Consider the following 8,908-nt stretch of genomic DNA (forward strand, 5'->3'; position numbering starts at 1 on the left):
GTTGATGATTTCCTACCGGCTCGAGATCGCCGACGCCCACGCCCACCTTTTCCGCGTCACCCTCACCGTGCCGCAGCCCGCGGCCGAGCAACGCCTGAGCCTGCCGGCGTGGATCCCCGGCAGCTACCTGGTGCGCGAGTTCGCGCGCCACCTCTCGGGCCTGCAGGCCCGGCAGGGCGCGCGCGAGGTGTCGCTCACGCAGCTCGACAAGGCCACCTGGGTGGCGGCGTGTTCGGGCAAGGGCGCCTTGAGCGTGAGCTACCTCGTCTACGCCTTCGACAGCTCGGTGCGCACGGCCTTTCTCGATGCCGACCGTGCCTTCTTCAACGGCACCGGCGTCTTCCTGCGCGTGCACGGGCGCGAGGCCGAGGCGCACCAGGTCGAGATGCGTGGCCTGCCCAAGGGCTGGGACGTGGCGACCGCGCTGCCGTCCGCCGCCAAGGGCCGCTATGAAGCCGCCGACTACGACGAACTCGTCGACCACCCGGTGGAGATGGGCCGCTTCTGGCGCGGCGAGTTCAAGGCGGCCGGCATCGCGCACGAGTTCGTGGTGGCCGGAGCGCTGCCCGACTTCGACGGCGAGCGCCTGCTTGCCGACACGCGCCGCATCTGCGAAGCCGAGATCGCCTTCTGGCACGGCAAGAAGAAGAGCTTCTTCAAGCGCTACGTGTTCATGCTCAACGCGGTGGACGATGGCTACGGCGGCCTGGAGCACCGCGCCAGCACCGCGCTCATCGCCTCGCGGCGCGACCTGCCGCAGCGGGGGAAAGGCGAGCTCACCGATGGCTACGTGACGCTGCTGGGCCTGATCAGCCACGAGTACTTCCACACCTGGAACGTCAAGCGCCTGCGGCCCGCCGAGTTCAAGACACTCGACTACACGCAGGAGAACTACACCGAGTTGCTGTGGTTCTTCGAGGGCTTCACCTCCTACTACGACGACCTGCTGCTGCAGCGCGCCGGCCTGATCGACGAGGCGCGCTACCTCAAGCTCGTGGGCAAGACGCTCTCGGGCGTGCTGGGCATGCCCGGGCGCAAGGTGCAAAGCGTGGCGCAGGCGAGCTTCGACGCCTGGGTCAAGTACTACCGCAGCGACGAGAACACGCCCAACGCCACCATCAGCTACTACACCAAGGGTTCGCTGGTGGCCCTGGCACTCGACCTCACCCTGCGCAGCGAAGGCCAAGGGTCGCTCGACGAGGTGATGCGCCTGCTGTGGGAGCGCAGTGACGGGGGCCCGATCAGCGAGGCCGACATTGCCGCCGCGCTGGCCGACGTGGGTGGCCGTTCGTATGCCAAGGAGCTGCAGGCCTGGGTGCATGGCACCGACGACCCGCCTTGGCGCGCCCTGCTCGCCAAGGCCGGCGTGGCCTGGAGCCAGCAGGCACCGACCGTGGCGCAACGCCTGGGCCTGCGCGCCTCGGAGAGCGCGCTCACGGGCATCAAGGTCAGCCACGTGCTGCGCGGCGGCGCGGCCGAAGCGGCGGGCCTGGCGGCCGGTGACGAGGTGATTGCCATCGACGGCTGGCGCCTGCGCCGGCTCGACGACATTCCGCGTCTTGCACGCGCCAAGGGCCCGGCCGAGCTGCTGGTGGCGCGCGACCAGCGCATGCTGACGCTGCCCCTCGCGCTGCCTGCCGCCGCCGAGAGCGGCGCCGTCTCCCTCACCCTGGCTGCGGCCGACAAGACGCCGCAGGCCGCTTTCGCGCTGCGGCGCTCATGGCTGCCCACCTGAACCCACGACGCCACGCGCTCGCCGTGGCGGGCCTGGTCTTGGCGGTGGGGGTCATGCACCTGGCCACGGTGGAATGGGTGGCGCGACAGGTCGGGCCATTGAGCGGGCTGTCGGACATGCCGGCACGCATCCAGGTGGCCTATGTGCGTGAGATGGAACTGGCGCCGCCGCCAGTGCATGTGGTGGCACCCAGGCCTGCCAGGCGGCGCGTCGCGCCTCCCGTGGTGCCGGTGACCGAGGTTCCTCCGCCGCCTGAAGCACCGCGCGTGGGGGAGGAACCACCTGCGCCTGAGCCCGCACCTGCTGTGGCCGAAGCACCAGCCCCGCCTGCCAACCCTGAGGCCAAACCGTTCGAATGGCCGGTCTCCACCCGCCTGCGCTATGACCTGACCGGCGACTACCGCGGCGAGGTGCATGGCGATGCGCAGGTGGAATGGATCCTCGTCGGCACGCGTTACCAGGTGCGCCTCGACGTGTCGGTCGGCCTGCTCGCCTCGCGCCGCATGAGCAGCGATGGCGAGATCACGCCCCAGGGCCTGTCGCCGCGCCGATACGACCAGGAGACGCAGGTCGCCTTCAACACGCCCTACCGCTCCACCGTGCGCTTCGAAGTCGACCAGGTGCTCCTGGCCAACGGCCAGGTCGTGCCGCGCTGGCCCGGCGTGCAGGACACCGTGAGCCAGTTCGTGCAGCTGAGCTTCATGTTCGGCAACCAGCCGCAGCTCTTGCGGGTAGGCCAGCGCGTGGAGATGCCGCTGGCCATGCCGCGCAACGTGTCGACCTGGGCCTACGACGTGGTGGAAGAAGAGACGCTGTACACGCCCTTCGGCGAGGTGCAGGCCTTCCACCTGAAGCCCTTGCGCGAGCCGCGTGCGGGGGGCGACATGACGGTCGACATCTGGATCGCGCCCCAACTGCGCCATCTCCCGGTACGCTTCCGCATTCGCCCCGACCCCGAGGCCTATTTCGATCTCATGCTCGACCGCCGCCCGGAACTGGCAGCCTCAGAACCCACCGCCCCAAGGAACCCACCATGACCTACGAATGCATCCTCACCGAGCAACGCGGCGCCACCGGCCTGATCACGCTCAACCGCCCCAAGCAGCTCAATGCCCTCAACGACATGCTGATGGACGAGCTCGGCGCCGCCCTCAAGGCCTATGACGCCGACGAGTCCGTGGGCTGCATCGTCATCACCGGCAGCGAGAAGGCCTTTGCGGCCGGCGCCGACATCGCGGCGATGGCCAAGTGGAGCTACATGGACGTCTACAAGTCCGACTACATCACGCGCAACTGGGAGACCATCCGCTCCATCCGCAAGCCGGTGATCGCCGCGGTGGCCGGCTTCGCGCTCGGCGGGGGCTGCGAGCTGGCAATGATGTGCGACTTCATCATCGCCGCCGACAGCGCCAAGTTCGGCCAACCCGAGATCAAGCTCGGCATCATCCCCGGTGCCGGCGGCACGCAGCGCCTGCCGCGTGCTGTGAGCAAGGCCAAGGCCATGGACATGGTGCTCACCGGCCGCATGATGGACGCCGCCGAGGCCGAGCGCGCCGGCCTGGTCTCGCGCGTGGTGCCGGCCGCCGAACTGCTCGACGTGGCCCTGGCCGCCGCGCAGGCCATCTGCGAGTTCAGCGGCCCGAGCGTGATGATGGCCAAGGAGGCCGTGAACCGCGCCTACGAGGGCCCGCTCGCCGAAGGCATCCAGTTCGAGCGCCGCATGTTCCACTCGCTCTTCGCCACCGAGGACCAGAAGGAAGGCATGGACGCTTTCGTGAACAAGCGCAAGCCAGCCTTCCGTCATCGTTGAGTCGTCTCCTCCTTTCGGAGGGCTCAAGTCGGAGTGACTGCTTACCGATAAGCAGTCACGCGGCAGCTGAAACAAGGCAGGCGCCGCCGTCCGCTGGCGTGCCGCTCGGGCAGGCCGGTTTGGGCCTATCCCCGGGAGCGCGCCGCATGAAACAGTCACTCAATACCCGTTTGCTGGTGGTCTTCGGGCTCATCGTGAGCTTGATCGCCCTCGCCGGTGCCACCGCCAGCTGGTTCGCCTGGAAGAGTCGCGGCGACTACCGCGCGCTCTATGCGAGCACGGTGGCCACGGGCGCACTGGCCGATGCCAACAACGCCTTGTGGGAGCTGCGCTACGCCACACCGCAGGCGCTCCTCGCCGATGAAGAGGGCGCGCGCAAGATCGCGGCCAACGAAGCCAAGCTGTACGACAAGGTCGAGGCGGCGCTGGGCACCTACGCCGCCTCCAACATCAGCGCCGACGAGGCCGCCGCGCTCGTGCAGACGCGCGAAGCATTCAAGCGCTACAAGGAAGTCCGGCCCAAGTGGTTCGAGCTGCACCTGGCCGGCAAGGCCGACGAGGCCAAGGCCTTGCGGGCTCAGGCGATGACGCCGCTGGGCGCCTCGCTGGTGAAGGCCTTCAGTCAGCAGGTGAGCCTGCAAACCCAGGCGGCCGACGGCAGCAGCCGTGCGCTGTCCGACAAGGCCGCTGGGGTGGCTTGGGTGGTGATCGGCATCAGTGCGCTGGCGTTGCTGGTGACCGTGCTGCTCGCGCGCTGGATCGTGCGCATCCTCACCGGCCCCCTGGCGCGTGCCACCGAAGTAGCGGGCAGCATTGCCGATGGCCACCTGGCCAATCACATCGCGGTCGAGAGCGGCCCGCTGGCATCGCTGCAAACCGCCTTGCGCGACATGCAGACCAGCCTCGCGACAACCGTCTCGGTGGTGCGCGACAACGCGCAGCGCGTGGCCGGTGCGGGCGGCAAGATCGCCCTCGGCAACCGCGACCTGAGCTCGCGCACCGAAGAGCAGGCGGCATCGCTCGAAGAAACCGCGGCGTCGATGGAGCAGCTCAGCAGCACCGTGCGCCAGAACGCCGAGAACGCCCGGCAGGCCAACCAGTTGGCGCAGACCGCATCGAGCGTGGCCTCGCGCGGCGGTGAGGTGGTGGCGCAGGTGGTGGGCACCATGAAGGGCATCAACGCCAGCTCCAAGGAGATCGCCGACATCATCGGCGTGATCGATGGCATCGCCTTCCAGACCAACATCCTGGCGCTGAATGCGGCCGTCGAAGCGGCGCGCGCCGGCGAGCAGGGCCGCGGCTTCGCCGTGGTGGCCAGCGAGGTGCGCAGCCTGGCGCAACGCTCGGCCGAGGCGGCCAAGGCCATCAAGGCGCTCATCTCGGCCAGCGTCGAGCGGGTTGACGAGGGCACGGCCCTGGTTGATCAGGCCGGCTCGACCATGCTCGAAGTGGTCGACTCCATCCGCCGCGTGACCGTGCTGATGGGCGAGATCAGTTCGGCCAGCAGCGAGCAAAGTGCCGGCGTGGCGCAGGTCAGCCAGGCGGTGGCGCAGATGGATCGCGCCACCCAGCAGAACGCCTCGCTGGTGCAGGAAAGCACCCACGCCGCCGATGACTTGAAAGCCCAGGCCTCGCGGCTGGTGGAGGCGGTGGCGGTGTTCAAGCTGGCCTGAGCCGGGGCCGGCCGGCGCCGGGCGCGGCCGGGTCTGTCACGAATTGCCACATTCACCGGCGCGGCACGGGCCGCGGCGCCGCCCATACTCGCGGCATCGCAGCCACCCGGAAAAGAACACCCATGCCCTTGCGCCTCACCCCTGCGTTCGCCGTGCTCCTGCTCGCCGCCTGCGGCGGCGGTGGGGGTGGCGATGCCCCGTCCACCGGCCCGAGCGCGGCCGACCGCGAGGCTGCCGCACGCGCCACCGCGCTGGGCAACCCGGCCTGCGTGACGGCGCAGCCCTTCTACTGGACGGTGGGCGACACGAGCGGCCCGCTGGCCGGCGGCTCGGTGGGGGCCAACGCACCGGGGGCCGGCACCAACATGGCCATCGCCTCGGCGTCGAAATGGCTGTACGCCTCGCACGTGGCCGAGCTGCGGCAGGGCCAGCTCAGCGCAGACGACGTGAAGGCCCTCAACTTCACCAGCGGCTACACCGGCTTCGACAGCTGCCTGCAAGACCAGACCGTGGCCGAGTGCCAGTCGTACCAGGGCGCGCTGATTCGCAATGGCGACTACGTGCCGGCACACGACGGGCGCTTCTACTACAGCGGAGGCCACATGCAGCGGCACGCCACGCTGGCCAGCGTGGGCCTCGGGCCCGATGCCAATGCGGCGCTCGCGCAGCATGTGGCGGCCGGCCTGGGTGGCGTGATGACGCTCACCTACACCCAGCCGCAGCTGGCCGGCGGGGCCGCCACCAACGCGACCGAGTACGGCCGCTTCCTGCGGCGCGTGCTGGCCGGGGAGATGCGCATCAGCAGCCTGCTGGGCACGAACAAGGTCTGCACCAACCCCTCGACCTGCGCCACTGCGGTGGCCACGCCGATCCCCTTGCAGGAGAGCTGGCACTACGCGGTCGGCCACTGGGTCGAAGACGACCCGGTGGTGGGCGACGGCGCCTTCAGCAGCCCCGGTGCCTTCGGCTTCTACCCCTGGATTGACGCCAACCGCCGCTACTGGGGCGTGCTGGCGCGCTACAGCACCACCGGGACGGGCAACGCCGACCCGGCGCAGCGACCCTACGTGCAGTCGGTGGCCTGCGGGCGGCAGATCCGCGCGGCCTGGCTGAGCGCGACGCCGCGCACCACGCCGTGAACCTGCGTTGATCGGCGAGTGGGCCGGCCCGCTGCCGGTGCGTCAGTAGCTGCGACCGCCCTTGTACTGGGCCTTGGTGCTGCGCGTGCGCGTGGTCGCCTTCTCGATGGCCGCGAAGGAGCGCGCGGCGTGGGCATGGCACACCGCCAGGCCCAGCGCGTCGGCGGCGTCCTTGCCCGGCAGGCCGGGCAGCTTGAGCAGGCGCTTGACCATCTCCTGCACCTGCTCCTTGCGCGCGTGGCCGGCGCCGACGATGGCCTTCTTCATCTGCAGCGCGGTGTACTCCGACACGTCGATGCCGCAGGCCACCAGGCCGGTGATCGCCGCGCCGCGTGCCTGACCGAGCAGCAGCGTGCTCTGCGGGTTGACGTTCACGAACACGATCTCGATGGAGGCGCAGTCGGGCTTGTAGCGCGCGGCGATCTCGCGGATGCCGTCGTAGATGACCTTCAGGCGCAGCGGCAGCTGGCCGGCATCGACCGCATCGGTCTTGATGGTGCCGCTGGCCACGTAGTGCAGTGCGCTGCCTTCGACGTCGATCACGCCGAAGCCGGTGGTGCGCAGGGCGGGGTCGATGCCCAGGATCCTCATACGCCGAAGTACCAGCGAAGCGAGTGGAAGAAGACCGGTGCCGCAAAGCAAAGCGGCGCCACCCGGTCCAGTAGGCCCACGGCACCCGTCACCGACGCGCGACTGCCCCAGTGGCGCACGCCGGCATCGCGCTTCAGCGCCTGCATCACCAGGGCCCCCATCGTGCTGGTGCCGCCCGCCACCAGGCCCATGAAGACGGCCTGCGCCGGCTTGAAGGGCGTGATCCAGAACAGCAGCCCGCCGATCAGGCCGGCGGCCAGCATGCCCAGCCCCCAGGCGCGCCACGAGAAGTTGCGGCTGATCTGGCGCGCCACCGGCCGGCGGCGCAGGCGGTGGCTGGCAGCCTGTTGCACGATCTGCGCCGTCACCACCACCATCACCAGGTAGAGCACGAGGAAGGCGCCGCGGTCTTCGTAGCCCTTGAACTCCAGCAGCAGCAGGGCGGGTGCGTGGCTCATGCCGTAGACGCACACCATGGTGCCCCACTGGATCTTGGCTGTGCGCTCCAGGAAGCGCGTCGGGTCGTTGCCCAGCGCCGCGAGGATGGGCAGCGCCGCGAAGGCGTAGACCGGGATGAACACCGAGAACAAGTCGAAGTAGCGCCCGCCGGCCAGCATGTACTGCACCGGCGTCACGATGAAGAAAGTGGCCAACAGCGCGCGGTGGTCGCCGCGCCGCGTGTGGGTGAGGGTGATGAACTCGCGCAATGCGAGGAAGGACACCACGCCGAACAGCAGCGTGGCGACGAAGGCGCCCGAGGCCCAGGACACCCAGAAGAGCAGGGTGCCGATCCACAGCGCGCGGATGTCGTAGCGCAGGGCCTCGTGGCGTGCCTGCCGCTCGGGCGACATGTTGCCCAGCGAGCGCGCGAAGGCCGCCATGGTGGCCAGTGTGAGCACGCCGAAGATGATCACGAACAGCAGGCCGATCTGCTGCGAGACGGTGAGGCTGCGCAACCACGAGCCCATCACGCGGCCCTTCCGATGGATGCGATGCTCATGCCGCCACCTTGGCCAGCGCCATCACCGCCTCGCGCGCCCGGGCGAGGAAGCTGCGCTTGTCTTCGCCGGGCTGCAGTTGCACCGGCGCGCCGAAGGTCACGGTGCACAGCAGGGGCACCGGCACCACTTCGCCCTTGGGCATGACGCGCTGCACGTTGTCGATCCACGCCGGGATGAGCTGCACCTCGGGGAACTGCTCGGCCAGATGGAAGAGGCCGGCCTTGAAGGGCTGCGGCTCGCCCTTGTTGCCGCGGGTGCCCTCGGGAAAGATCACCAGCGAGTCGCCGTTCTTCAACGCCTCGACCAGCGGCTCCAGCGGGTCTTCGTCGGCGGTGCGCACGCGGCTGACGTAGACGGCGTTGAAGACTTCGCGCGTGATCCAGTGCTTGAGCTTGGAGGAGGTCCAGTAGTCGCGCGCGGCGATCGGCCGCGTCTGCGCGCGCAGCTCGCGCGGCAGTGCGGCCCAGATCAGCACCCAGTCGAAGTGGCTCTGGTGGTTGGCGAAGTAGATGCGCTGCTCGGCCTTGGGCGGGCTGCCGTACCAGTGACCCTGCGCGCCCGTGATGAGACGGGCAAGGAAGGCCAGCAGCAGGCCGACGGCCTCAGGCCTCGTCATGCCAGCTCAATGGCGGAAATGGCGAACGCCGGTCAGCACCATCGCGATGCCGTGCTCGTTGGCCGCGCCGATCACTTCTTCGTCACGCACGCTGCCACCGGGGTGGATCACGCTGGTCGCACCCGCCTTGACGAGCTCATCCAGCGTGTCGCGGAACGGGAAGAAGGCGTCGCTGGCGACGGCCGAGCCCTTGAGCGAAAGACCCGCGGCTTCGGCCTTGATGCCGGCGATGCGGGCCGAGTCGAGCCGGCTCATCTGGCCCGCGCCCACGCCCAGCGTCATGCCGCCGGCACAGAAGACGATGGCGTTGCTCTTCACGTACTTGGCCACCGTCCAGGCGAAC

At 69.5% G+C, this 8,908-nt stretch carries 8 protein-coding genes and 1 pseudogene; 5 read left to right on the plus strand and 4 right to left on the minus strand.

What is annotated here, in order from left to right:
• Window positions 1-4 precede the first annotated feature (4 nt).
• The 5 genes from VFL64_RS00715 (at window position 5) to VFL64_RS00735 (ending at window position 6,357) form a co-directional block, all read left to right on the plus strand.
• Complete coding sequence (locus tag VFL64_RS00715; protein WP_489538461.1) at window positions 5-1,735, plus strand: M61 family metallopeptidase; 1,731 nt, start codon at window positions 5-7, stop codon at window positions 1,733-1,735.
• Complete coding sequence (locus VFL64_RS00720; protein ID WP_489538462.1) at window positions 1,720-2,772, plus strand: DUF3108 domain-containing protein; 1,053 nt, start codon at window positions 1,720-1,722, stop codon at window positions 2,770-2,772. Before VFL64_RS00715 ends, VFL64_RS00720 begins: the two co-directional genes overlap by 16 nt.
• Window positions 2,769-3,545, plus strand: coding sequence for an enoyl-CoA hydratase (locus VFL64_RS00725; RefSeq protein ID WP_489538463.1), 777 nt, complete (start codon window positions 2,769-2,771; stop codon window positions 3,543-3,545). Before VFL64_RS00720 ends, VFL64_RS00725 begins: the two co-directional genes overlap by 4 nt.
• Before the next feature lie 146 nt (window positions 3,546-3,691).
• Window positions 3,692-5,218 (plus strand): methyl-accepting chemotaxis protein, encoded by a 1,527-nt coding sequence (locus VFL64_RS00730; RefSeq protein ID WP_489538464.1) that lies wholly within the window; start codon window positions 3,692-3,694, stop codon window positions 5,216-5,218.
• 122 nt (window positions 5,219-5,340) lie between these two features.
• Entirely contained in the window at window positions 5,341-6,357 is a 1,017-nt protein-coding gene (locus VFL64_RS00735; RefSeq protein WP_489538465.1) for a hypothetical protein, read from the plus strand.
• A 42-nt stretch (window positions 6,358-6,399) separates the two neighbouring features.
• On the opposite strand, the gene ruvC is transcribed toward VFL64_RS00735, so the two are convergent.
• The 4 genes and pseudogenes from ruvC to purH form a co-directional block, all read right to left on the minus strand.
• Complete coding sequence (gene ruvC / locus VFL64_RS00740; RefSeq protein ID WP_489538466.1) at window positions 6,400-6,948, minus strand: crossover junction endodeoxyribonuclease RuvC; 549 nt, start codon at window positions 6,946-6,948, stop codon at window positions 6,400-6,402.
• Complete coding sequence (locus tag VFL64_RS00745; RefSeq protein WP_489538467.1) at window positions 6,945-7,916, minus strand: phosphatidate cytidylyltransferase; 972 nt, start codon at window positions 7,914-7,916, stop codon at window positions 6,945-6,947. The genes ruvC and VFL64_RS00745 overlap by 4 nt, the downstream gene beginning before the upstream one ends.
• Before the next feature lie 28 nt (window positions 7,917-7,944).
• Entirely contained in the window at window positions 7,945-8,565 is a 621-nt protein-coding gene (locus tag VFL64_RS00750; protein ID WP_489538468.1) for a lysophospholipid acyltransferase family protein, read from the minus strand.
• 6 nt (window positions 8,566-8,571) lie between these two features.
• A pseudogene (purH, locus tag VFL64_RS00755) lies at window positions 8,572-8,908 on the minus strand (bifunctional phosphoribosylaminoimidazolecarboxamide formyltransferase/IMP cyclohydrolase); the annotation flags it as partial.

The sequence above is a fragment of the Rhizobacter sp. genome, assembly GCF_035702065.1.
Lineage (GTDB): Bacteria > Pseudomonadota > Gammaproteobacteria > Burkholderiales > Burkholderiaceae_C > Rhizobacter.